This is a genomic window from Selenomonas bovis DSM 23594, from assembly GCF_000381005.1.
GTDB lineage: Bacteria > Bacillota > Negativicutes > Selenomonadales > Selenomonadaceae > Selenomonas_C > Selenomonas_C bovis.
In genome coordinates this window covers 80885-104541 of record NZ_KB908380.1, presented here as the reverse complement: position 1 = coordinate 104541, position 23657 = coordinate 80885, and the positions used below count along the sequence as shown (strand labels likewise).

Sequence of the window (23657 nt, the reverse complement as noted above, 5' to 3'; positions counted from 1 at the left end):
ATAAGGAGAAATGTTCGATTCTCTTGCGGGCCTGAGATGTGGCTGCAGGGAATCAGATGAATGATAAACGGGTGAGTGAGATGGCAGTACAGAAATTATCCGTTGTGTGGGAGAAAAGATATCTTTGTCCGCGGTGCCAGCAGAAGCTTCGCTATGTGCCGGGGGATGCGGTCGCCATCGTGGATGGGCGCGTCGATATGACGCGCACGCAGCCATATTACGTCTGCGATAAGTGCCATACGAGCTATCGCGAGCTCATGGGCTCTGGGTATTTCGAGGAGTACGAGGGCGTTGACGCGCGCCTGCCGTCAGCGGACGCGCCCGCCGGTGCGGGGCAAGCGGCGGCGCCTGAGCGGCGCCCGGCGAAGCCGAAGCATCCGCTGCGTTCGACGGGAGAGCTCGAGCCGGTCCAGCTGAAGCGCGAGGCGGATGGCCGCTGCGCCTGCCCGCGCTGCGGCGAGCGCATGGATTTCGTCGAGGGGCAGCCGGTGCGCATCGTCGATGGCAAGCCCGATATGGAGAACGTCATGGATCATTTTCGCTGTTCGTACTGCGGCTCGGTCTTCCGCCGCATCGCGACGACGGATTATTTCCAGTGGTCGGAGCGGTGAGACGGCGCGCAATCCGCTGCGCCGCGCTTTCGGCCGCCGGCGCGGAAAAAACTTGCAGAAATGCGGATTTCCTTGTATGATAGGAAATGTTACAGCAGGGTGGAGAAGAAGGGGTGTGCATGGAAGGCAGGAAGAGGAAACGGCGGTTTGATTTCTTTGTGCCGCTCATGGCCATCATCATCGGCTATTTCGCTTTCGTGCTCGTGAGTCAGCAGGTGCATCTTGGCCAGCTGGCTGAGAACCAGGCGGCTGCGGAGGCGCGCCTCTCGGCCGCCCAGGAGGAGAACGAGGCACTCAAGGAGGAGAAGGCCGCGCTCAGCGATCCCGCGTACATCGAGAAGATCGCGCGCGAGGAACTGGGCATGACGCGTCATGGTGAGCTCCCCTATACGACCGCCCGCAAGTAACCGACATATGTTGTTGAGCATAAGGAGGAAGATTGAATTTGGCCATTGAAGTAGGCAGCGTAGTGGAGGGCATCGTCACAGGCATCACGAATTTCGGTGCTTTTGTCGAGCTCCCCGAGAAGAAAGTCGGCCTGGTCCATATCTCTGAGGTGGCAGATGTTTACGTCAAGGATGTACATGATTTCCTTTCGGAGAACCAGAAGGTGAAGGTCAAGGTCCTGAGCATTGATGACAAGGGGAAGATTGGCCTTTCCATCAAGGCGCTGGAAGAGAAGAAAGAGGCTCACGATGGACAGGGGCGGCCGCATACGCATGCGCATGCACCGGGTTTTCATTCTTCCCCGCGCCCGTCCGGGCGGGGTCCGAGGGATTTCCGCCGCTCCGGCGGGCGTTTCGGCGGTTCGCCGCGCACGAATGCATCGTTTGAGGACAAGCTTTCGAAGTTCCTCAAGGACAGCGACGAACGCTTGACAGATCTGCGCCGCAAGACGGATTCCAAGCGCGGCGGCCGTGGGTCGAGAAGAGATTGATTGGTCAAAAGCCTGCCCCGATGGGAGGGGAAGGCTTTTCTTACTTCTGGGACCGCTGAGGAATCAGCGGTTCCGTCGGGGAGGGACGCTATGGCGCAGCTGACGCATCTCGCGCATCGTCTCTATGAGCATGTGCGGCGGGAGGGACTTCTGCCGCGCGGCGCGCATGTCGTCGTCGCGTGCTCGGGCGGGCCGGACTCCCTCGCCTTGCTCTCGCTCCTGCTCGAGCTGCGCCCGCTGCTCTCGCTCACGGTCACGGCGGCGCATTATGAGCACGGCATTCGCGGCGGGGCGTCGGCGGAGGACGCTGCGTTCGTGCGGCAGTTCTGCGCGGCGCGCGCGGTGCCCTGTATCGTTGAAAGCGGCGATGTACCGCAGGCGGCGGCGCGGGCGTCAGAGTCTCTTGAGACGGCGGCGCGCCGCCTGCGCTATGCGTTCCTCGAGCGCACGCGCGGGCGCGTGGATGCCTCGTTGATCGTGACGGCGCATCACGCGGACGATCAGGCGGAGACAGTACTGCTGCACCTCCTGCGCGGCGCGGGGTTGGACGGGCTCGCGGGGATTCCCGCGCGCGATGCGGCGCGCCATCTCGTGCGGCCCTTGCTCCCGTTTCCGAAGCAGGAGCTCGTGGACTATTGCCGCGCGCGCGGCCTCTCGCCGCGTCACGACGCGACGAATGACGTGCCGGACGCGCTCCGGAACCGCGTGCGGCTCTCGCTGCTGCCAGAGCTTGCGCGCGCGTACAATCCCGCCATCCGCCAGGGGCTCTGCCGTCTGGCCGCCATCGCGGCGGAGGAGCGTGAGGCCGCGGAGCATCTGGCGGCGCGGGAGGCGGCGCGCCTCATCGAGCAGCTGCCCGCGGGGCGCGCGCGCGGCGAGGATGCCGCTTCCTGGCGTCTGCCGGCGGCTCCCGCGCTCCGGGCAGAGGCGGCGCGCGCGCTGCCGCGCGCGCTTTGCCGCCGCGTGCTGCGCCGCTACCTCGCGCGCCTCGGCCACGCGCAGGACGTGAGCTTCGAGCGCACGGAGGCGCTCAGACGCCTGCTCGCCGGTACGTCGGGACAGCGCGTGGAGCTGCCGCGGCTCGTCATCGCATACGACAGCGGCTGGCTGCGGCCGGCCGTGAAGAAATACAATAAGGAAGAGGAAAGCAACCATGATGAAGGATGATATCGCAAAGGTATACTTTACGGAGGAAGAGCTGCAGGCAAAGGTCCGGGAGCTCGGCCGTCAGATCACAGAGGACTACAAGGACGCGAAGGAGGATATCTACTGCGTGGGTATTCTCAAGGGAGCGTCCGTTTTCTATACGGATCTCGTCCGTGCCATCGACCTGCCCGTGCGCTTTGATTTCATGATTGCCTCGAGCTACGGCAGCGGCACATCGACGACGGGCTCGGTCAAGATCCTCAAGGATCTCGACTATGACATCGAGGGCAAGCACCTCATCGTCATCGAGGATATCATCGACTCCGGCACGACGATGAGCTACCTGCTCAAGTATTTTGAGCACCGGAAGCCCGCGAGCGTCAAGCTCTGCGCGCTGCTCTCGAAGCCCTCGCGCCGCACGGCGGAGGTCGCAATCGATTACTGCGGCTTCGAGGTACCGGACGAGTTCCTCGTCGGCTACGGGCTCGACTATGCGGAGATCTATCGCAATCTGCCGTATATCGGCGTGCTGAAGCCGGAGGTCTATGCCTGAGGCGCCTGATTCCGAAAGGGGGAACGCGCAATGAATATGAATAAGTTCCTGAGGAATGTGGGGTTCTACCTGCTGCTCATCCTGGTCGTGATTTCCTGTATCGACTACTTCTCCATGCAGAAGACGACGCGCCAGGAGGTGGGCTATACCCAGTTCCTGCAGGAAGTGAACGCGGGCCATGTCGAGAAGGTCACCATCGTGCAGAACACGCTGCGCGTCACGGGGACGGACGGCAAGGAGTACACGACGGTGACGCCGGACGCGCCGAACAGCGATCCGGGGCTCTACGACAAGCTCGCGGCGAAGAATATCGACGTGGCGGCAGAGAACCCGCCGGAGCCGCCCTGGTGGTCGCAGATGTTCTCGTCCATCCTGCCCATCCTGCTGCTCTGCGGCGTCTGGTTCTACATGATGCAGCAGACGCAGGGCGGCGGCGGCCGCGTGATGAACTTCGGCAAGAGCCGCGCGCGCATGTCGGGCGGTGACAAGGTGAAGGTGAACTTCGGCGATGTCGCGGGCGCCGACGAGGCGAAGCAGGAACTCGAGGAGGTCGTCGAGTTCCTCAAGCATCCGAAGAAATACAACGACCTCGGCGCGCGCATCCCGAAGGGCGTCCTGCTCTTCGGCCCCCCGGGCACGGGCAAGACGCTGCTCGCGAAGGCCGTCGCGGGCGAGGCGGGCGTGCCGTTCTTCTCCATCTCCGGCTCGGACTTCGTCGAGATGTTCGTCGGCGTCGGCGCCTCGCGCGTGCGTGACCTCTTTGAGCAGGCGAAGAAGAACGCGCCCTGCATCGTCTTCATCGACGAGATCGACGCCGTCGGCCGCCAGCGCGGCGCTGGTCTCGGCGGCGGCCACGACGAGCGCGAGCAGACGCTCAACCAGCTGCTCGTCGAGATGGACGGCTTCGCGGCGAACGAGGGCATCATCATCATCGCGGCGACGAACCGCCCCGATATCCTCGACCCGGCGCTTCTGCGCCCCGGCCGCTTCGACCGACAGATCGTCGTCGACAAGCCGGACGTGCGCGGCCGCCTCGCGATCCTCAAGGTGCACGCGAAGGGCAAGCCCATCGCGCAGGACGCGGATCTCGACATCCTCGCGCGCCGCACGCCGGGCTTCACGGGCGCGGATCTCGCGAACCTCGTGAACGAGGCGGCGCTGCTCACCGCGCGCCGCAACAAGCATCAGATCGGCATGACGGAGCTCGAGGAGGCCATCGAGCGTGTCATGGCGGGTCCGGAGCGCAAGAGCCATATCATGAGCGATGAGGAGAGGCGTCTCACGGCCTACCACGAGGGCGGCCATACGCTCGTCGGCATGATGCTCGAGCACGCCGATCCCGTGCACAAGGTCACCATCATCCCGCGCGGGCGCGCGGGCGGCTACACGCTCATGCTGCCGAAGGAGGACAGGAACTACGCGACGCGCAGCGAACTCCTCGACCGGCTCAAGGTCGCGATGGGCGGCCGCGTCGCCGAGGAGGTCGTGCTCAAGGAGATCTCGACGGGTGCCTCGCAGGACATCAAGCAGGCTTCGCAGATCGTGCGCAGCATGGTCATGCAGTATGGCATGAGCGATGTGCTCGGCCCGGTCGCCTATGGCGAGGACGCGAACCACCAGGTATTCCTCGGCCGCGACCTCAACAACCAGCGCAACTACTCCGAGGAGGTCGCGAGCGAGATCGACAAGGAGGTCCGCCGCATCATGGAGGACGCCTACGAGGCGTGCCGCCAGATCATCACGGAGAACCGCGACAAGCTCGAGCTCATCGCAAACGCCTTGCTCGAGCGCGAGACGCTCACGGCGGCAGAGCTCGAAGAGCTCATGCGCACGGGAAAGCTCCCCGATCCGCCGCAGGACGACGACCATGATGATACGGGCAAGCCAGCCATGACGCCGCTCGCGCCAGCGGAGCCAGTCAGCGCCGCACAGGAGCCGGCTGCGGAGGAGGCGCCTGAGCGTGCGCCCGCGCCGGCCGGCGAGACGGAGCCGAAATTCAACGTCACGCATTACAGCAAGTAGCGTCATCCCATCCAAGGAAGTAAGAGCATGCCAGCCAGAGGGCGGGCATGCTTTTTTACTGTAAGGCCGTTCTTTGCAACGGGCCGTCCTTGCGCTATAATAAGGTGATGAAATGCGAGGGGGAATCTGTTTGCGGCAAGAAATCCTGCGCCTGCTGCGCAAGGCAGGCAATCACTATGTCTCCGGCGAGGAGATTGCAGAGACGCTCGGCGTCTCGCGCACGGCCATCTGGAAACACATCAAGGAGCTGCGTCGCGCTGGCTACGACATCGTGAGCCAGGCGCACAGCGGCTATCGTCTCGAGGGCGCGCCGGATCTGCTCACGCCGGCGGAGCTCGCGCCGCTGCTCAAGACGAAGATCATCGGTGCGAAGCTCCTCTACAAGGAGGAGACGCGCTCGACAAATGAGGATGCCAAGATTGCGGCGGCCGAGGGCGCGCCGGACGGCACGGTCACGCTCACGGAGTTCCAGGGGACGGGGCACGGCCGCCTCGCGCGCAGCTGGTTCTGCCCGAAGGGGAAGGGTATCCTCTTCTCCGTCCTGCTCCGCCCACAGAATATCCTGCCGCAGGACGCGCCGAAATACACGCTGCTCGCGGCCGTCGCCGTCGTGCGCGCCTGCCGCGCGCGCGGCCTCGATGTCGGCATCAAATGGCCGAACGACGTGCTCGCGGGCGGCAAGAAACTCGTCGGCATCCTCACGGAGATGAGCGCTGAGATGGAGCGCATCCACTACATCGTCATCGGCACAGGCATCAATGTCAACATCGAGGCGGCGGAGTTCGCGCCGGAGATCCGCGAGAAAGCGACCTCGCTCTCCCTGCTCGCGGGCCATCCGCTCGACCGTCGGCAGCTGCTCGCAGACATCCTGCAGGAGATGGAGACCCTCTCCCTGGATGTGCAGGCGCAGGGCTTCGCGCCCGTCCTCGACGAGTGGCGGCGCCTCTCCCTCACGCTCGGGCAGGAGGTGCGCGTGATCGGCGTCAATGAGACGTTCACGGGGCGTGCCGTCGACATCGACGCGGACGGCGCGCTGCTCGTCGATACGGAGACAGGCAGACGGCGCGTGCTCGCTGCCGATGTCTCCATCCGTCCGGCAGACGCGCGGCAGGGCCGCTGAAGGAGGAAACCACTTGTTACTAGTATTCGATATCGGCAACAGCAACATCGTGCTCGGCACCTATGAGGGCCGGAAACTGCTCAAGCATTGGCGCGTCTCGACGGACCGGCAGAAGACGGGCGACGAGTACGGCATGCTCATCAACAACCTGTTCTCCTACCAGGGCATCCACATGGAGGACATCGACGCCATCATCATCTCCTCCGTCGTGCCGCCGCTCGTCGTGCCGATGATTAAGATGTGCGAGCGCTATTTCCACATCAAGCCGCTCGTCGTCGGCCCCGGCATCCGCACGGGCATCCGCCTGCACTATGAGAACCCGCGCGCGATCGGCGCCGACCGCATCGTCAACGTCGTCGGCGCCTATGAAGCCTACGGCGGGCCGCTCATCGTCATCGACATCGGCACGGCGACGACGTTCGACGTCGTCGACACGAACGGCGATTTCCTCGGCGGCGTCATCGCGCCGGGCCTCGGCACCTCGTCGGACGCGCTCTTCGCGCGCGCCTCGCAGCTGCCGCGCATCGAGCTCGTGCCGACGAAGCAGATCATCTGCCGCAACACCATCCAGGGCATGCAGGCGGGCATCATCTTCGGCTACGTCGGCCAGATCGACGGCATCGTGCGCCGCATCAAGCAGGAGTACGGGCATCCCATGAAGGTCATCGCGACGGGCGGCTTCGCGCGCATGATCGCCAGGGAGTCCGTGACCATCGACAAGGTCGACCATTTCCTCACGCTCTCGGGCCTCCAGGTGCTCTATGAGCGCAACGAGGAAAAGCACCGCGAAAGGAACCCGCAGGCATGAGCGATGTATGGAGCATCCGCATCGGCGCGTTCCGCTTCGAGACGCCCGTCTTCCTCGCGCCGATGGCGGGCGTCACGGATACGGCCTACCGCATCATCGCGCACGAGATGGGCTGCCCGCTCTGCTACGCGGAGATGGTATCGAGCCAGGGCATCCATTTCAGGAATGAGCGCACGCTCTCGATGCTCGCCTCGGAGCCCGGCGAGCGGCCGCTCGCGATGCAGATCTTTGCGAATACGCCGGAGATGGCGGCCGAGGCGGCAAGCTACGTCGAGTCGCTCGGCACGGCCGACATCCTCGATTTCAACATGGGCTGCCCCGCGCCGAAGATCGTCAAGAACGGCGAGGGATCCGCGCTCATGCGCGAGCCGGAAAAGGCGGAGCGCATCCTCGCGGCCATCCGCCGCGCGGTGAAGATGCCCGTGACCGTCAAGATGCGCATGGGCTGGGACGAGGAGCACATAAACGTCGTCGAGCTCGCAAGGCGCGCCGAGGCCGCGGGCGTCGACGCCATCGCCGTGCACGGCCGCACGCGCGAGCAGTTCTACCGCGGCAAGGCGGACTGGGACATCATCCGCCGCGTCAAGGAGGCCGTGCGCGTGCCCGTCATCGCCAACGGCGATGTGCGCACCTATGACGACCTCGCGGCCATCCGCGCGGCGACGGGCTGCGACGCCGTCATGATCGGCCGCGCGGCGCAGGGGAATCCGTGGATTTTCCGCCAGCTCACGCACTACCTCAGGACGGGCGAGCGCCTGCCGGGGCCGACGCTTCACGAGCGCGCCGCGGTGCTGCTGCGGCATCTCGACCTCCTGCTGAAATACAAGGGGGACTATGTCGGCCCGCGCGAGATGCGCAAGCACGCGACCTGGTACACGCGCGGCATCGTCCACGGCGCCATCCTGCGCGACCGCTTCAACAAGGCGACGACGCGCGAGGACTTCGTAGACATCCTCAGAGAGTATTTTTAGGAAACACTGATTCCTTCGATGATATGTTCTTTATTGCTACTTGCCGTCAGATAGTGACGAACATATACCTTCCCCTCAGGGGAAGGGGGACCGCGTAGCGGTGGAAGAGGTGTTGCACGGCGTGAGAGCGTGTCGAAAAATCATTCGAGACAGAATGCCTCTTCTGCTGTCGCTATGCCCGGTATCCTGTGGAAACGCGCCACTCAGAGGAGTAGCGCATCTCATCTTTATCAATCAGTTATGACGCCTGAGCGGCTGCGCTCAGACTGGAAAGGAAGATTTTCATGGCAGAGGAAGAAAAGAAAACATCTGTATATCTGACCTACAGCGAGGAGGAGAAAAAGGAGCTCGAGGCACTCAATGCGGGCTACCGCGACTTCCTCAGCCGCTGCAAGACGGAGCGCGAGAGCGTCCAGGAGGCCGTGCACCAGGCGGAGGCCGCAGGCTACCGCGACCTCGCGGGGCTCATCGAGGGCGGCGAGCGCCTCCAGCCGGGCGACAAAGTCTATGCCGTCAACATGAAGAAGGCAATCGTCCTCTTCCAGATCGGCGAGGCGCCCCTTGCGGACGGCATGAACATCCTCGGCGCGCACATCGACACCTGCAGCCTCGACGTCAAGCAGAACCCGCTCTACGAGGACGGCGGGCTCGCCTACCTCGACACCCACTACTACGGCGGCATCAAGAAATACCAGTGGACGGCGCTGCCGCTCGCGCTGCACGGCGTCGTCGTGAAGAAGGACGGCACTGTCGTCGACATCTGCATCGGCGAGTCGGAGGACGATCCCGTGTTCTGCGTGACCGACCTGCTCATCCATCTCTCGCAGGAGCAGATGAAAAAGACGGGCGCCAAGGTCGTCGAGGGTGAGGACCTCGACATCCTCGTCGGCAACTACCCGCTGAAGAAAGAGGACAAGGAGAGCGTCAAGGCGGGCGTGCTCGCCCTCATCGAGCAGAAATACGGCTTTGCGGAGGAGGACTTCCAGTCCGCCGAGCTGCGCCTCGTGCCGGCGGGCAAGGCGCGCGAGCTCGGCTTCGACCGCAGCATGACGCTCGCCTACGGGCAGGACGACCGCGTCTGCGCCTACACCTCCCTGCGCGCGATGCTCGAGAACACGAGCAAGCGCCGCACCTCCTGCTGCCTGCTCGTCGACAAGGAGGAGATCGGCAGCGTCGGCGCGACGGGCATGCAGTCGCGCTTCTTCGAGAATACCGTCGCCGAGCTCATGCGCCTCGTAAGTGGTACGGAGAGCGACCTCGCCCTGCGCCGCTGCCTCGCGAACTGCAAGATGCTCTCCTCCGACGTCTCGAGCGCCTACGACGCGCTCTACGCGAGCGCCTATGACAAGAAGAACGTCGCCTATCTCGGTCGCGGCATGGTCTTCAACAAATTCACCGGCGCGCGCGGCAAGAGCGGCAGCAACGACGCGAATGCCGAATACCTCGGCGAGATCCGCCGCATCCTCGAGGCGAAGGGCGTCCGCTACCAGCTCGCCGAGCTCGGCAAAGTCGACCTCGGCGGCGGCGGCACGATCGCCTACATCATGAGTCTCTACGGCATGCAGGTCGTAGACTCCGGTGTCGGCGTCCTCTCCATGCACGCACCCTGGGAGGCGACGAGCAAGGTCGACGTCTACGAGACGAAAAAAGGCTACATGGCTTTCCTCGAGCTCGCGTGAGTGGAGGAAGTCCAGGGATTGCTGCGCCGAGCAATCTCGCTGCATGACAAACTGCCCCGGGCGGCGGGTCTTGTACCCGCTGCCCGGGGCAGCTTTTTGCGTTCCAAGGAGAAAATGTCTTGCGGCTTCCTAGATGCGGCTCTTGCCCACCGCGTCGAACGTTTCCTGGATGTCCTGCGCCGGCGGCTCGCCGAGGAGGCTGATGCCGTAGATGGCGAGGAGGGAAAGGAGGAAGCCCGGGACGATCTCGTAGAGGCCGAAGAGCGCGAACTGCTTCCAGACGAGCACCGTGACGCCGCCAACGATGATGCCCGCGATGACGCCGTTCCTCGTCGTGCGTTTCCAGAACAGGCTCATGAGGATCGCCGGGCCGAAGGCGGCGCCGAAGCCCGCCCACGCGTACGAGACCATATCGAGGATGAAGCTGTTCGGATTGAAGCCGAGGAAGATCGCGAGACTTGCGATGACGAGCACGCTCGCGCGCGAGATCCAGACGAGCTCCGCCTGCTCCGCGTCCCGATGGATGAGCGTGCGGTAGAAATCCTGCGCGAACGCCGACGCCGCGACGAGAAGCTGGCTCGACGCCGTACTCATGATGGCGGCGAGCACCGCCGAGAGGATGAGCCCCGCGGCGATCGGCGGGAACAGCTCATTCGTCATGACGAGGAACACCGTCTCCGACGCCGTGCCCGTGAGCGGCTCCGTGAGATAGACGCGGCCGACCATGCCCACGGCGACCGCGGCCGCGAGCGAGAGGACGACCCACGTCATCGCGATCTGCGTCGCCCGCCGGATCTCCCCTGACGTGCGGATCGCCATGAAGCGCACGAGGATATGCGGCTGGCCGAAATAGCCGATGCCCCAGGCGAGCAGCGAGATGAGCTCGATGGCGCCGAGCGTCGAGCCGTCCGGCTTCGTCAGCGGCTGCAGCATCGACGCCTGCACGCTGCCGATCTCCGCGAGCGTGCGCTCGAAACCGCCGCTTGCCATCGTGCCGCAGATGGGGACGACGAGGATCGCGAAGAACATCATGATGCCCTGGATGAAATCCGTGCGCGCGACCGCGAGGAACCCGCCGACGAGCGTATAGAAAATGACCGACCCCGCGCCGATGAAGATCGCGTACTCATACGGGATGCCGAACACCGTCTCGAACAGCCGCCCCGCCGAGACGAACCCCGACGCCGTATAGATCACGAAGAAAATCAGGATGAAAATCGCCGGCACGATGCGCAGCAGATTCGTCGTATCATGGTAGCGGTTCTGCAGGAACTCCGGCAGCGTCAGCGCGTTGTCCGCGAGCTCCGTATATTTCCTCAGGCGGGCGGCGACGAAATGCCAGTTCGCCCAAGTGCCGATGGCGATGCCGACGGCGATCCAGCCCGCGTTCAGCCCCGCGAGATACGCGAACCCCGGCACGCCCATGAGCATCCAGCCGCTCATATCCGACGCCTCCGCCGACAGCGACGTCACCCACGCGCCGAGCTTGCGGTTGCCGAGGAAATAATCGCTCATGTTGCGCGTGCGCCGATAGTAATAAACGCCAATCGCCATCATGATGCCGATGTAGAGCACGAACGTATTGATGATGGTAAGGTCATGTGTCAAGGAAACTCCCCCTCTATATGCGATTTCGCTATGGTTATAATGACTTCTCTATTATATAAGAAAGGAGCGCGGACGCGCAAGGGGGAAGGAGGCGCTTCCTTACCGCTCCACTCGATTCCTCAGCGGTTCCTGGGAAAAGCTCATCTGTGCTTCCTGATATAGGTTGAATAGCACCTAGGATTCATCTATAATAAATTTAACGAACGAACGTCCACTTTGTGGACATTGTGCGCCCGCCCTTACAGTAAATCCAGCCAATCGCGCTGCGCCTGCATTCCCAGCTGATCAAAGAAATCGGCGGCACAGATGGCATACGGGATGAAGGCCTGCTTGACTCTGCCTTGCATTCTCCATTTCAATCCCGCCATCATTGCGCTCGGCACCTCCCATCATGGAACCTGATTGTTTTCGGTCCCAGGAAAAGTGCGGAGATAGTTGCCAGCAGGCCGCAGGAATACGGACGTTTTTCATTTCGATTACCTAGAGGTTGGTATAGATTTATGGTATAATGAAAAGACAGTTCATACGGAAATGAGTGACGCCCCTATCGAAGCCGGCGGGCGGCACAAACAGGAGTGGCAGAAATCGCGGGCAAAAAGCCGCAGCAGACGCTCTACATCCAGGGGGCGACTACGGGATCTGCCGAGACGGCAATCCGGTTGCCGAACACAACGCTGGCCGCCTTGTTCCCCACGGAGGGGACGGTGTTCGAGCTCGACCCTCAGGAAGCGGACTATCCGACACAGTGGTCTTCAGATTATGCGGGTTGCACGAGTGAGGCTGCGCGCAGGGCGAAATGGCGCGATGAGTGCTGGCCGTATCCCAAAGCAGGCGCACATGCGGACGGCAGCTGCCTGCGCACAAGGAAACAAGCGGAGCGCTTCCTCGATGACATCGATCAGGCGATGAAATATCTTCTCGCTTCCAATACGACGCTGGGGGCGCAGGTCCAGCGCATGGAGATCATGGAGAAGAATATCGTCACCTCGCAGGGAAATACGCAGGCGAGCGAGTCCGTCATCCGTGATGCGGATATGGCAAAGGCCATGACGGACTACGTGAAGTCCAACGTCCTCTCACAGTCCGCAAGCGCGATGCTGGCGCAGGCGAATCAGCATGCGAGCCGCGTCATGAGCCTCCTGCAGTCATGACGATGCGAGGTGCATTTAAGGAACTGCTGATTAATTCAGCACTCCGTCTTCACGCGTCTGCACTGTCCTCTCGTCGTCGACAATCCTCAGCGTAGCTTCGGCTACGCCTGCGGTTTGTCTCCGAAGAGTACAGCGCACCCACGTAAATCCGGAGCACTTCATTTAATCAGCGCTTCCTTAAGTTTTTGTGGAAATCTACGATAATCTTGATGTAGATAGGAATATACGGCGCGGCTATGGCAGGCTGCGGTAAATAGATCGTGAGCTTCAGGGAGGAACCGACGATGGCAATGGTAGTCAAGAACAATCTTCAGGCGAAGAATACGCTGAACCAGCTGGAGAAAAATGAAAAGGCGAAAGGGAAGAACCTCAAGAGCCTTGCCTCTGGCATGAAAATCAACAGCGCCGGCGATGACGCATCCGGTCTCTCAATCTCGGAACGTATGGAGGTGCAGATTCGCGGCCTCGATCAGGATAACGACAACGCGCAGACGGGCGCGAACATGCTCAAGACGGCGGAGGGCGCGGTCTCCTCGACGGTGGATATCCTGCGCACGCTCAAGGAGAAGGCAATCAATGCCGCGAACGACACGAATACAGACGCCGATCGTGCGACAATCCAGAAGGAATTCGACCAGGCCATCGACCAGATCGACGAGAACGCGAATATGACGTACAACGGGCAGACGCTCGTGGACGGGTCGAAGGAGCATGCCGTGCCGCAGCCGGGGACGAGAACTTCTATGACGAATGAGAGCCTCTCGCCCACCACGAAATTTTCTACACGCCTGACGGAACTCAAAGATGGCGACGGCAACAGCTTGCAGATTGATTCGACGGATACGATTACGGTTTCCTATGTGATGAATGGCAAGACGTATACAGGGTCTGCAAAAGTGGGGACTAATATGCGTTTGAGTCAAATTTTTGCAAATACAACAGGTGGCTCTGATTTGACATTGCGTAGTCCTTTGGATGATACTGTCGGTGAGAATGAATTTGGTGAAACAGTAAAAAATCCGTCAGGGAAGGTCGCACTTACGGTCATGTCGCAGCATTACGGTGTCGAGGGGCAGATTTCCGGGCTTACCATCAGTTTCCAGGATAAATACGGCCACGCGAAGCGGCGCGCGAACGCGCTCTTCGATAACTTCTCGGAGACGGTGCGTGCAAAGGATCCATCAGACGACAATGCGCTCACGTTCCAGGTCGGTACGAAGGCAAATCAGTCCGTGAAGCTCGGCCTCTCCGATATGCGCGCGACGGCGCTCGGCCTGCGCTCCTCGGACGGCACGACAGTCTCTGTCTCCTCGCAGGCGGATGCGAATGCCGCCATCAACGTCATTGACACGGCGCTCAAGCGGGCACTCGACCAGCAGACCGATCTCGGCTCTGTGCAGAGCCGTCTCGGCTACACATCAGCGAACATCATCACGGCAAGCGAGAACACGCAGAGCGCGGAGTCGACTATCCGCGATGCCAACATGGCACAGGAGATGACGGCGTACACGAAAAACAACGTCCTCTCTCAGGCAGCGCAGTCGATGCTCGCGCAGGCCAACCAGAACAGTAGCTCTGTACTGAGCCTGCTGCAGTAAGACATCGGGCAGATACGGCACTCTGCCGCCCGACAGGGAAACCGGAGGCTGTCACCCCGCAGTGGGCGCAGCCTCTTCTTTTTGACAGGCGAGCTGTCGCGCGTCATGTGGCAGCGAGGAACAGGGATAGGCAATGGTAGTGGGAATGGAGTCAGGAACTATGAACCGATATCAGACGCAGGCACGGCTGGCCTGCCAGATCAGCATCGGCCTCATGGCGGGGGTGTTCAGCATCGTCCCGGTTGTGGAGGCATCTCCAGTGCAGGACGCGGCATCGGCCTATAACAAGGGCGGCGTGACAGTGGTGCCGGGCCCAGTGACGAAGGTCACGAGCACGACGCAGAACAACATCGTCGCCTGGAAGGATTTCTCCGTCGCGCAGGGGGAGACGGTTCAGTTTGATGGCGGCAGCAAGGGCAGCAAGGCGAATAACTACCTCAATGTCGTGACGGGGAACGCCACGTCAGAGATCGCTGGCAAGATCGAGGGCGGCAACGATGTCTATCTCGTGAATCCGCACGGCGTCATCTTCAGCAAGACGGCGCAGGTCGATGTGGGGAATCTCTATGTCTCGACGCAAGATTTCAAATCGGCCGTCGACGCCTATACTGGCGGTAAGGCGGGCGGCGCTGTGCTCCAGGCCGGCACCGCGCAGGCGGACATTGTGAACCTCGGCAGGATCGCGGCGGACAAGGTCGAGGCCGACGGCACGCATATCCGCTTCCTCAACTCGGCAGACGTGACGGCAACGTCAGGCGTTGTGCTCAACGCTGCCGGGGATGACGCCTATGTGCATGTGGGCAATGCAGGCGGCACAGACGCGGGCTATAAATCGACGAAGGGCAACGCCATCGACTACTATCAGCTGGTCAGCAATGCGACGGAGCTGCAGAATATCAAGAACGGCCTCGGGAAGAACTATATGCTTTCCAAGGATATTGACGCGAGCGGCATCGCGAATTTCACACCACTCGGAGATGAAACAACGCCGTTTTCCGGGAAATTTGACGGTATGTTTTATGAGGTGCAGAACCTCAATGTCAATACGAAAAACCAGTTCGCGGGACTTTTTGGTGTCGTTGACGGCGGCAATACGACAGCGCGCATTGACAATGTTGGTATCGTGGGCGCCAATGTCGTGACTTCGCATGGCGACGGTGAGGCAGGTGCCTTGGCAGGCAGTGCCAATCATGTGGTTGCGACGAATGTATACAGTGAGAAGGGACAGAATGGGGCAGTCTCTGCGGATCTTTATGCGGGAGGCCTTTTTGGTTGGTTTGGCGATGAAATAAATAATGTTTCTAATACTGCATTCTTGCGTAGCTCGTATAATACCACGGATGTGAAAAAGGCATCATATCTTGGTGGATTAGCTGGCATTGCAGGTTATGGAGCGTCTTTTATAGATGTTTATAATACATCTAATTCAGTACGTTATGGCATAGCGCAATTAGCGTCAAAACAAGGGCAACCTAATGCATCTGGTAGGCCTAAAGTAACTCGTGCTTATACAACGACCACGGATTTTACAGATGATGATTCTGTCGTCAAAGAGGGGATTAAAGCGCCGACGACGTCCCTTAAAACCTATACTGCCGCTGGCTGGACAGATGGTACGGACATCAGCAACGACGGCACGACAAATACGACCTGGCGCATCTACGAGGGGCAGGGCACGCCGCTGCTCACAGCCTTTCTGAAGGGCACGGTGACGGCGTCGTACCGCTATAACTATTTCACGAATCCCAAGGATCAGGCGGCGACGACGGATGGATTGACGCTCGCGGGCGTTACAGGCACGACGGATGGCAGCGACATCAACGCGACGTACAACGCGCAGTATTTCAAGATCGCCGACAGCACGGGGCAGAAAGCCGGCACGGTGTCTGACATCACGTTCAGCGGCGGCGTGAAAGCCGGTGACAACGATGTCGTCATCGACCGCCGGGTGTACGACAGCGGCATCCGCAATGTCTCGGATTCCCCGGGGGCTTTCCTTTCCTCGACGCAGCACGGCTACAACATCGTCGGCGGGAATCTCAACATCGCGCAGCGCGAGGTCAAGGTCCAAGGCGGCAAGTATCATATCACAAAAGAATATGACGGCACAGCGGACGCGACGAGTGCCCTGCTCGCTGCGATGAATGGCAGCAGTTCCGGCTATCAGGTCACGGGCTTGCTCGCCAATGACACCGTCGAGCTTACGGGCATCACGGCGACGTATCAGGGCAACGGTACGAAGGGACGGGCAGCGAAGGATGCTGACACGGGGAAGGGCGTCACGGTCAACGCGGGTACCGTAGCTCTCAAGGATACGACGGGGAACGGCTCGGACAAGAACTATCATCTCGATACATCTGGTCTCAACACGTTCACCGTCACGGGCGACATCACGCCGCGCACGCTCTATCTCACAGTCAACAAGTCAGGCTTTACCAAAGTGTATGATGGCACGACGGATGTCGTGACGAAGAATCCTGACGCCGCGGCGGATAAGAACCTCATCATCGATACGACGAAGGGGGCGGAGCACCAGCTCGTCACGGTGAATGGCGCCAAGGATGCCATCACCTATGATACGTCCCAGACGCGGGTCGCCTACGATACCAAGGACGCAGGCCAAAACAAGACGATCTCCTACGAGAACATCTCGCTCATGGGTGCGAATGCCGCGAACTACCGCCTCGTCGCGGAGAACGCGCAGAGTGCGTCCGGCTACGATGTGCTCTACGATCCATCCAGCTCCACGGCAGCGACGGGCAAGCTGACAACGACGGGCAGTATCAGCCAGCGCGTCATCGATCCGACGACGTTCTCGGTCAAGGATGCGAACGGCACGGTCTCGAGCAGCGGCACGAAAGTCTACGACGGCAAGACGGCGTTTGATTCGACGGGTTATACGCTCGTCGCGCCGCAGGCAGCTGCGACTGGCGACACGGGCATCGTCGCAGGGGAGGATATCACGTTCTCCATCGTGCCGGGCAAGGCGGACTTCGAGGATGTGAGCGGGAACAAGACCTCGCAGGTCGGGGACGCGACGCAGATCGGCTATGATATCCGGGCCGTCGCGGGGAACGGCAAGACGCTGCTCTCAAACTATGTCTGGGGCAAGGACGGCAAGACGCTGACGGCTGCGGATACCTATCAGGTCACGACGCCGGGCACGATCACGAAGCGCGCGCTCACGGTCCAGGTCACGCAGCCGGCGAGCGTGTCGCTCGACAAGGATTACGACGGGACGACGGCAATCGTCTCGTCGGCAAAGTACGATCCGAACGGCATCTATGGCAAGGCGGCAAGCACCTTTGGCGCGCAGGGCTATGTGAACTACGCGAATGGCTCGCCGACGCTCGTCACGGACGAGACGAACCAGAAGGCGCCGACGCTCAAGGTCACCGCGGCGTATGACAGCAAGGCCGTCAACCGCACGGCGGCGGGGCAGGCGGCACAGGCGCGAAACATCGACTATACGGTGGAGCTCAGTGGCGAGAATGCGGACAACTATACCATCAACGGACAGACATCTGGGGTGACGCTCCTCGGCGAGCAGACGGGCGCCAAGGGGGTCATCTATCCCAAGGATCTCACGTCGAGCTTCGCGCCTGTCACGAAGGAGTACGACGGCACGACGGACCTGCCCGCGGGTCAGGCGCTCGGCGGCAGCCTCGCGGGCGTCATCTCAGGCGACGATGCCCAGCTCGCCTCCGGCGCGCTGGTGAAGTTCCAGAGCAAGAATGTACTCGGTGACGGCACGACGTGGACGGACGCGAGCGGCAAGCAGTGGAAGAACTGGGTTAACTACGAGAACCTCTCCCTCACGGGGAAGGATGCGTTCAACTACGACCTCGCGTCGAGCGCGAAGGGCGGCGGCACGATCACGCCGCTCGCGCTGACGGCGGATGACCTCGACTATACGTTCGACAAGATCACGAAGGAGTACGACGGCACGACGGCGATCAGCGCGCAGAACGCCGCGCAGGAGGCCGCGCGCCATCTGCTCACAGTCACCGTCAAGGCAAATAAGTCGCAGGCGCAGGATGTCTTCAAGGGCGTCGGTGTCGACCATACGAAGAATGTCAGCGCGGACTATACAAGCGCGAACAGCCAGAACAGCGTCCCGCAGACGGTGAACTATACACTCACCATTCTGGACGATGGCTCGGGGAACTTCACCTTGCCGCAGAGCGGCCTCGTCGTGACTACAACGACGCAGGGCACCATCACGCCGCGCAAGGTCATAGCGGCGGTAGCCAATGCGAATCTCCAGAAGACATACGACGCGACGACCGCGGCAGGCGCGGGCGCCGGGACGCTTATTTCCTATACGCATTTTACCAAGGATGGCCAGCCAGGCCTCGTGGGGAGCGACGCGGACAAGTCGACGGGCGTCTATCAGGACAGGGACGCAGGCGTGAACAAGGACGTGCTCTATACACTCGGCATCCAGACGGCGGACTCGTCAAACTACGAGATCGTAGATACAAGCGGGCGTGCCATCCCGACACTCACGGGCAAGGGCACCATTGATCAGCGTCCGCTCACCGTTACGTTCGATCCGACAAGCAAGCCTTATGACGGCACGCCGGACGTGCCGCAGGACGCGACGCATATGAAGGCGCATCTCGATGACGGCAAGAACGGGCAGGTCATCGGTGCGGATGGAACAGTGCTCGATCTCACGAAGGTCAAGGGCGTGTACCGTGATGCGTCCGGGCGGCCGGTCTCTGATGTCGGGAAGGGACTCGCCGTGGCGTACAGCAATCTCGTGCAGGCACTCGGCACGCATGCGAAGAACTACATCATCAACGGCACGGTCGGCACGGACACGACGCCGGGCGCTGGTACGGCGACAGGGACGGGCGACATCACGAAGCTCGCGCTCACGAACAACAATTTCCATTTCAACTTCCAGAACATCACGAAGGAATACGATGGGTCTCAGGATGTCGCGTACACGGATCGTCAGGGGCAGAGGCATGCGGCGGCGTCGTTCATTGACGAGCACTATGTCGATCTCAATAACAACGGCACCTATGATGCAGGGGATGTGCTGCTCGGCGGCGCGAACCTCAGCGGTCTCAATATCAGCTCGGCGCAGTACGCGGACAAGGATGCGGGCCAGGGAAAAGCCGTGACCTATACGATTGCGCTCGGCAATCTCGGCAACTACGACCTCACGCAGCTCTCGGGCACGAAGTCGAAGAATGCGACGCTCTCCTACGCGAACGGCGTACTCACGGCACAGACGCAGGGCATCATCACGCCGCGCAAGGTCTATGCGTCGCTCGTACAGACACCGACTGCCGTCAGGAAGGTCTACGATGGCGGTACGGCCATCATGCAGGGCCAGCAGCCGCAGAACATCATGGGCGACGTGCAGCTCGACGGCCTGCTCACAAAGACGGCCCATGACGATGGCGTCTGTCTCGATACGACCGCCACGCAGGCGCAGTATGCGGACAAGGACGCGGGGACGAACAAGAATGTTCTCTATACGATTGCGCTCACGGGCGCGGGGGCGCAGACGAACTATCAGGTGGTCGACGCGCAGGGCAATGCGCTCACGAACCATCAGCTCGTGAGTCAGGGCACAGGCACCATCGACAAGGCGCCGCTCACCATCGGCTTCGACCCCGTGAAAAAGACGTACGATGCAAAAGCCGACGTCACGACGACGGGCAGCACGACAGGCGACATCACCACCATCACGCCGAAGCTCTCCGGCTTTGTCAACGGGGAAAATGCGTCCTTTGACAACAAAGCAACCGCGAAGATCCAAGGCTATTATACGGCGTGGGACGGCAAGACAGGCATGCTGAAGCCGGACGCGAATGTCAATCTTGACAGCAGCACGCGAACGGTCAAGGATAAGGCTGTCTATTATACCGGCATTGACAAGGCGTTCGCGGATCTCGCTTCGCGCAATGCGGTGCTCAAGAACTATGAAATCGCAGGTGCAGAGCAGGGCGCGCAGTTCCTCTCGGCGGGCATGAGCGGCGTCAAGGATACGGTCTATTTCGCCGAGGCGCTCCACAAGGGGCGAATCAAGCCGCTCGCGCTTGCACAGGGGCAGATCAAGGAAAATTGGACGCTGCCCATCACGAAGGAATACGATACGACGGACAAGGTGCTGGAGCCGGAGAAGCATTTCGCGCTCTATACAGATGTCACTGGTACGCAGATCCCTATCGGATATGATCTCGCGAGTGCTGTCTATGACAACCAGCGGGTCGACCAGACGAACGGGCAGCAGGTCGGCGTGACGTATACGATCAACGGCATCTCGCAGCAGTCGCTGGGGAATTTCATCATCGACGCAGCGACGCAGCTGGCGTATCAGAACAAGCAGTACAAGGCGACAGGCGAGATTACGCCGAAGAAGATTCGCGCGAAGCTCGACAATACAACGGGCATCCTCAAGACGTATGACGGCACGGCGGATGCGGATGTCAAGAACCTCGTGTTCTACGATGCGCAGGGGCAAAGACTCGCAGATGATGGCATCTATGCGCAGGATCGCCCGCAGGTTAATACGGCTGTCGTCGCCGCCTATGGCGACAAGACGGCGACCATCGACCCCAAAGCGGCAGCGACGGATAAGAAGACCGTCACGTATAAGCTGACTCTCTCTGATACGACGGGCAAGGGCAACTATGTGCTCGACGGAAAATTCGGCAGCCCGACGGCGGCAAGCGCGCAGCAGAATATCTATGAAGGCACCGGCGACATCGAGCGCCGCAAGGTCTTTGTCGACTTCGCGAAGGGGCAGCCGACGGGGATAGATAAGCCGTATGACGGGAGTGATACCGTCGATGTGTCCAAGATCGCGGGCTATCCGCATATTTTCGCGACGCTGCCGGAGGATGCGAAGGCGCAGACCGGTGTCGTCACGAAGGACGATGCAAAGGTCGATGACGCGAGCGTGCAGGCGGCGTATCGGAGCCGGCATGTCGCGCGCGATCCGTCGTCCGGCGCGCCGACGACGCAGGATGTCTATTTCTGGAACTTCCAGCTGAAAGGCAAGGACAAGGACAACTATATCGTAGTGGCGAATCCGCAGAGCCAATATGCGCGTGTCGTTACGAAACATGGTGCGGCGCAGCAGGCGCTCGCTGGCAGCGGCACAATCAGTCCTGCTCAGGTAGCCGTCTCGCTCAAGTACAAGATCGTGAAGAAGGAATACGACGGTACGACCGCTGTCGTGAATTACACGGACGCGGACGGCACAGCGTATAACTATCTCACGAAAAACCTGCAGTGGGCTCCCCTCGTCGGCCGCGGCGATACGCTCGTGACGAGGTGGGTGAAGGCCGCGTTTGCCTCGAAGAATGTCAAGGGCATCGACGGGCAGGGCACGAATCCCGTGACGTATGAGTTTACGTGGAGCAATGATAGCACGGATGGCAAGGGCTATCACGACTACGTCATTGCAGGGCAGGGCGCAGGAGCGACGGCCACACTCACGGCGACGGGCGTCATCACGCCGCGCGTGCTCACGGTCACAGCCAAGCCTGCGACCAAGGTTTATGATGCGACGCCGGATCTCGTGGGGCTGGACGCGGGCAAGTATCTCACCTTTGCCCGCAAAGACGGCAGCACGAATGTACTCGGTCAGGGCGATACCATCAATGATCTGCTCGCGCAGGCCGATGCGAAGTATCAGGAGACGACGCCCGGCAAGGGAGACGCCGCCGATGCGACGGCGGGCGTCTACGCAGACGGCACGAGCCTGTCGCTGCTCGACCACGATGTCGTCTATACGAACATCACGCTCGGCAACAGTAATTATGCGCTCGATTCGACCTTGCCACAGACGGTGACGGGCAAGGGCACCATCACGCGCGCGTCCATCAAGATGAAGGCAGCCCCTGTCTCCATCACGGAGGGCAGCACATTGCCTGCGTCGTACCGCGGTGCGGAGACGGGCTGGCAGGGCAAGGACGGCTGGCTCGGCACGGATGGTGCAAACGTCCGCTACGCACCGGAGGACGGGCAGACCAGCCGCACGGCGGGCAGCTATCCTATCTGGGCTTGGTACCGCACGGGACAGGACGCGCAGGGGAAGGATATCTTCACCAAGGTTGCGCAGCGTCCCTATGACAGGAACTATGTACTCGAGCAGGATCCGGCCAACGCAACAGCGCTTGCCATCACGGCACGCCATCATGGCGGCGGTGGCGGCGGTGGTTTTACCCCGCCTGTCGGCCCCGTGAAGCCGGTGGATCCTGGAAAACCAGTGGATCCCGTGACACCAGTGGATCCTGGAAAACCAGTGGATCCCGTGACACCAGTGGATCCCGTAACGCCGGTGGATCCAGGGAAGCCCGTAGATCCCGAAAAGCCGGTGCAACCTGTGACGCCGCCAGTGAATGTGCCGGCGGACATCGAGCAGGCGACGGCCGTGGCGAAGAAATTCACACCTGACCGCAGAGCTTACAACCACGCTTCGCATGATGAGATGAACAGCGTCGTACGGGAGCCGCAGGCAGGGCTTGCCTATGCGGATGGCGGCGTCAATGCTGGGCATGTTGTTACGTCGGCTGGCGGAGACGTCAGCCACAGCATGATGGATGTACAGGGGCAGGGTGAGGTCGTCAATCTCACGGGCGGCGATGCCGCTCAGGGAGCGATGCGCGATGTCACGCGCCATGGGAAATCCTTCACGCTCACGGGCAGCCTCGCGGCGTATGGTCTTTCGGAGGAGGCAGCGGCGCAACTCCAGGCTCAGGCGGGTACATCTGGGCCCGAGGAGACGGCGATTGCCGGTATCAAGGGAGGAAACGTCAATGCGGCAGAGGGCCAGCCGCAAGGGAATCTCCTGGGAACAAAGGGAGGCAATTCCTCCCGCGGAATATCTGGTAGCGAGCCTGTAGTGCAGCAGAGCGGTGGAAATTCCGCTGCTGACGCAAGCCCCGTGTCACCCGCTGCTGGCGCAACGCTTTTCCACGACGCGAGCGAGGGATATCCCGGCCATCTCGCGGCCACGGAGGACGCGCATCTCTTTGATGACGCCGTGCCGGCCGTGACGGCCGCGGGGGAGGCGCATGTTTCCCTTTTCGATGACAGCAGCGAGACTGCTGGGCGGGAGCATTCTTCGCATGACGCGTCAGGCGCGGCGGTGTCTCTGTTCGGCGATGAGCCGGCGGCACAGCCCGCGTCTGGAGCAGGTATCTCTGCCTCTGGAGCAGTCAAGGCGCAGACGTCTTCCGCTGATGAGGAGGACGAGAAGGAGAAAGAAGAGGCGGCGCACGCCGCTGCGCTCAAGGCGAAGGGTGCTGACATCGGCATCGAGTCGGAGGGTGCTGGCGTGAATCTCGCCGGCTGAATGCCCCGCTGACGGTCTGATCGGCGGCCTGGCTGATGGCGCTGGCGGCTCGGCTGTAGTGCGTCTTTGGCGCTGCCGTACGCTGGGCCGCATGTGCCTGCCGCCATGTGCGGGTGCTCCTTGCCTGG

At 61.5% G+C, this 23657-nt stretch carries 15 protein-coding genes; 13 read left to right on the top strand and 2 right to left on the bottom strand.

The genetic code is table 11. The features are described 5' to 3' along the window. The first annotated feature begins 56 nt into the window (after positions 1–56). From F599_RS0102180 to F599_RS0102135, 10 genes are all read left to right on the top strand, one after another. The gene (locus tag F599_RS0102180; RefSeq protein WP_244869320.1) at positions 57–611 is read left to right on the top strand and encodes a hypothetical protein; all 555 of its coding nucleotides are present in this window, start codon (positions 57–59) and stop codon (positions 609–611) included. 119 nt (positions 612–730) lie between these two features. Next, positions 731–1018, top strand: a complete 288-nt coding sequence (ftsL, locus tag F599_RS0102175) for a cell division protein FtsL (protein ID WP_019541890.1) — start codon at positions 731–733, stop codon at positions 1016–1018. A gap of 38 nt (positions 1019–1056) precedes the next feature. Beyond that, positions 1057–1548 (top strand): S1 domain-containing RNA-binding protein, encoded by a 492-nt coding sequence (locus tag F599_RS0102170; protein ID WP_019541889.1) that lies wholly within the window; start codon positions 1057–1059, stop codon positions 1546–1548. 90 nt (positions 1549–1638) lie between these two features. Then, positions 1639–2715, top strand: a complete 1077-nt coding sequence (gene tilS / locus F599_RS13405; protein ID WP_019541888.1) for a tRNA lysidine(34) synthetase TilS — start codon at positions 1639–1641, stop codon at positions 2713–2715. Further along, the gene (gene hpt / locus F599_RS0102160; RefSeq protein ID WP_019541887.1) at positions 2702–3247 is read left to right on the top strand and encodes a hypoxanthine phosphoribosyltransferase; all 546 of its coding nucleotides are present in this window, start codon (positions 2702–2704) and stop codon (positions 3245–3247) included. The genes tilS and hpt overlap by 14 nt, the downstream gene beginning before the upstream one ends. A gap of 36 nt (positions 3248–3283) precedes the next feature. Continuing rightward, positions 3284–5269 (top strand): ATP-dependent zinc metalloprotease FtsH, encoded by a 1986-nt coding sequence (gene ftsH / locus F599_RS0102155; RefSeq protein WP_026327749.1) that lies wholly within the window; start codon positions 3284–3286, stop codon positions 5267–5269. 130 nt (positions 5270–5399) lie between these two features. After that, complete coding sequence (locus F599_RS0102150) at positions 5400–6389, top strand: biotin--[acetyl-CoA-carboxylase] ligase (protein WP_019541885.1); 990 nt, start codon at positions 5400–5402, stop codon at positions 6387–6389. 13 nt (positions 6390–6402) lie between these two features. Next, positions 6403–7197 carry a type III pantothenate kinase gene (locus F599_RS0102145; RefSeq protein WP_019541884.1) on the top strand — a complete coding sequence of 265 codons (795 nt, stop codon included), beginning with the start codon at positions 6403–6405 and terminating at the stop codon, positions 7195–7197. Then, positions 7194–8168 carry a tRNA dihydrouridine synthase DusB gene (gene dusB / locus F599_RS0102140; RefSeq protein ID WP_019541883.1) on the top strand — a complete coding sequence of 325 codons (975 nt, stop codon included), beginning with the start codon at positions 7194–7196 and terminating at the stop codon, positions 8166–8168. Before F599_RS0102145 ends, dusB begins: the two co-directional genes overlap by 4 nt. Positions 8169–8452: 284 nt before the next feature. After that, positions 8453–9847: an aminopeptidase gene (locus F599_RS0102135; protein ID WP_019541882.1), complete on the top strand. Its 1395-nt coding sequence runs from the start codon at positions 8453–8455 to the stop codon at positions 9845–9847. A 129-nt stretch (positions 9848–9976) separates the two neighbouring features. Here the strand turns inward: F599_RS0102135 and putP are convergent, their stop codons facing one another. Further along, complete coding sequence (gene putP / locus F599_RS0102130; protein ID WP_019541881.1) at positions 9977–11455, bottom strand: sodium/proline symporter PutP; 1479 nt, start codon at positions 11453–11455, stop codon at positions 9977–9979. Positions 11456–11694: 239 nt separating this feature from the next. Further along, positions 11695–11826: a hypothetical protein gene (locus F599_RS16150; RefSeq protein ID WP_019541880.1), complete on the bottom strand. Its 132-nt coding sequence runs from the start codon at positions 11824–11826 to the stop codon at positions 11695–11697. Positions 11827–12030: 204 nt separating this feature from the next. Between F599_RS16150 and F599_RS15965 the strand changes: the two genes are divergently transcribed. From F599_RS15965 to F599_RS0102105, 3 genes are all read left to right on the top strand, one after another. After that, positions 12031–12606: a flagellin gene (locus F599_RS15965; protein ID WP_019541879.1), complete on the top strand. Its 576-nt coding sequence runs from the start codon at positions 12031–12033 to the stop codon at positions 12604–12606. Between the two features lie 284 nt (positions 12607–12890). Beyond that, on the top strand, positions 12891–14204 hold the full coding sequence (locus F599_RS0102110; RefSeq protein ID WP_019541878.1) for a flagellin N-terminal helical domain-containing protein: 1314 nt from the start codon (positions 12891–12893) through the stop codon (positions 14202–14204). A gap of 160 nt (positions 14205–14364) precedes the next feature. After that, positions 14365–23529 carry a beta strand repeat-containing protein gene (locus F599_RS0102105; protein ID WP_019541877.1) on the top strand — a complete coding sequence of 3055 codons (9165 nt, stop codon included), beginning with the start codon at positions 14365–14367 and terminating at the stop codon, positions 23527–23529. The last annotated feature ends 128 nt before the right edge of the window (positions 23530–23657 follow it).

Coding starts and splice junctions, on each gene's coding strand:
- F599_RS0102180 (WP_244869320.1), top strand. CDS start 57: ATGAATGATAAACGGGTGAGTGAGATGGCAGTACAGAAATTATCCGTT.
- hpt (WP_019541887.1), top strand. CDS start 2,702: ATGATGAAGGATGATATCGCAAAGGTATACTTTACGGAGGAAGAGCTG.
- dusB (WP_019541883.1), top strand. CDS start 7,194: ATGAGCGATGTATGGAGCATCCGCATCGGCGCGTTCCGCTTCGAGACG.
- F599_RS0102105 (WP_019541877.1), top strand. CDS start 14,365: ATGAACCGATATCAGACGCAGGCACGGCTGGCCTGCCAGATCAGCATC.
- tilS (WP_019541888.1), top strand. CDS start 1,639: ATGGCGCAGCTGACGCATCTCGCGCATCGTCTCTATGAGCATGTGCGG.
- ftsL (WP_019541890.1), top strand. CDS start 731: ATGGAAGGCAGGAAGAGGAAACGGCGGTTTGATTTCTTTGTGCCGCTC.
- F599_RS16150 (WP_019541880.1), bottom strand. CDS start 11,826: ATGATGGCGGGATTGAAATGGAGAATGCAAGGCAGAGTCAAGCAGGCC.
- ftsH (WP_026327749.1), top strand. CDS start 3,284: ATGAATAAGTTCCTGAGGAATGTGGGGTTCTACCTGCTGCTCATCCTG.
- F599_RS0102135 (WP_019541882.1), top strand. CDS start 8,453: ATGGCAGAGGAAGAAAAGAAAACATCTGTATATCTGACCTACAGCGAG.
- F599_RS0102110 (WP_019541878.1), top strand. CDS start 12,891: ATGGCAATGGTAGTCAAGAACAATCTTCAGGCGAAGAATACGCTGAAC.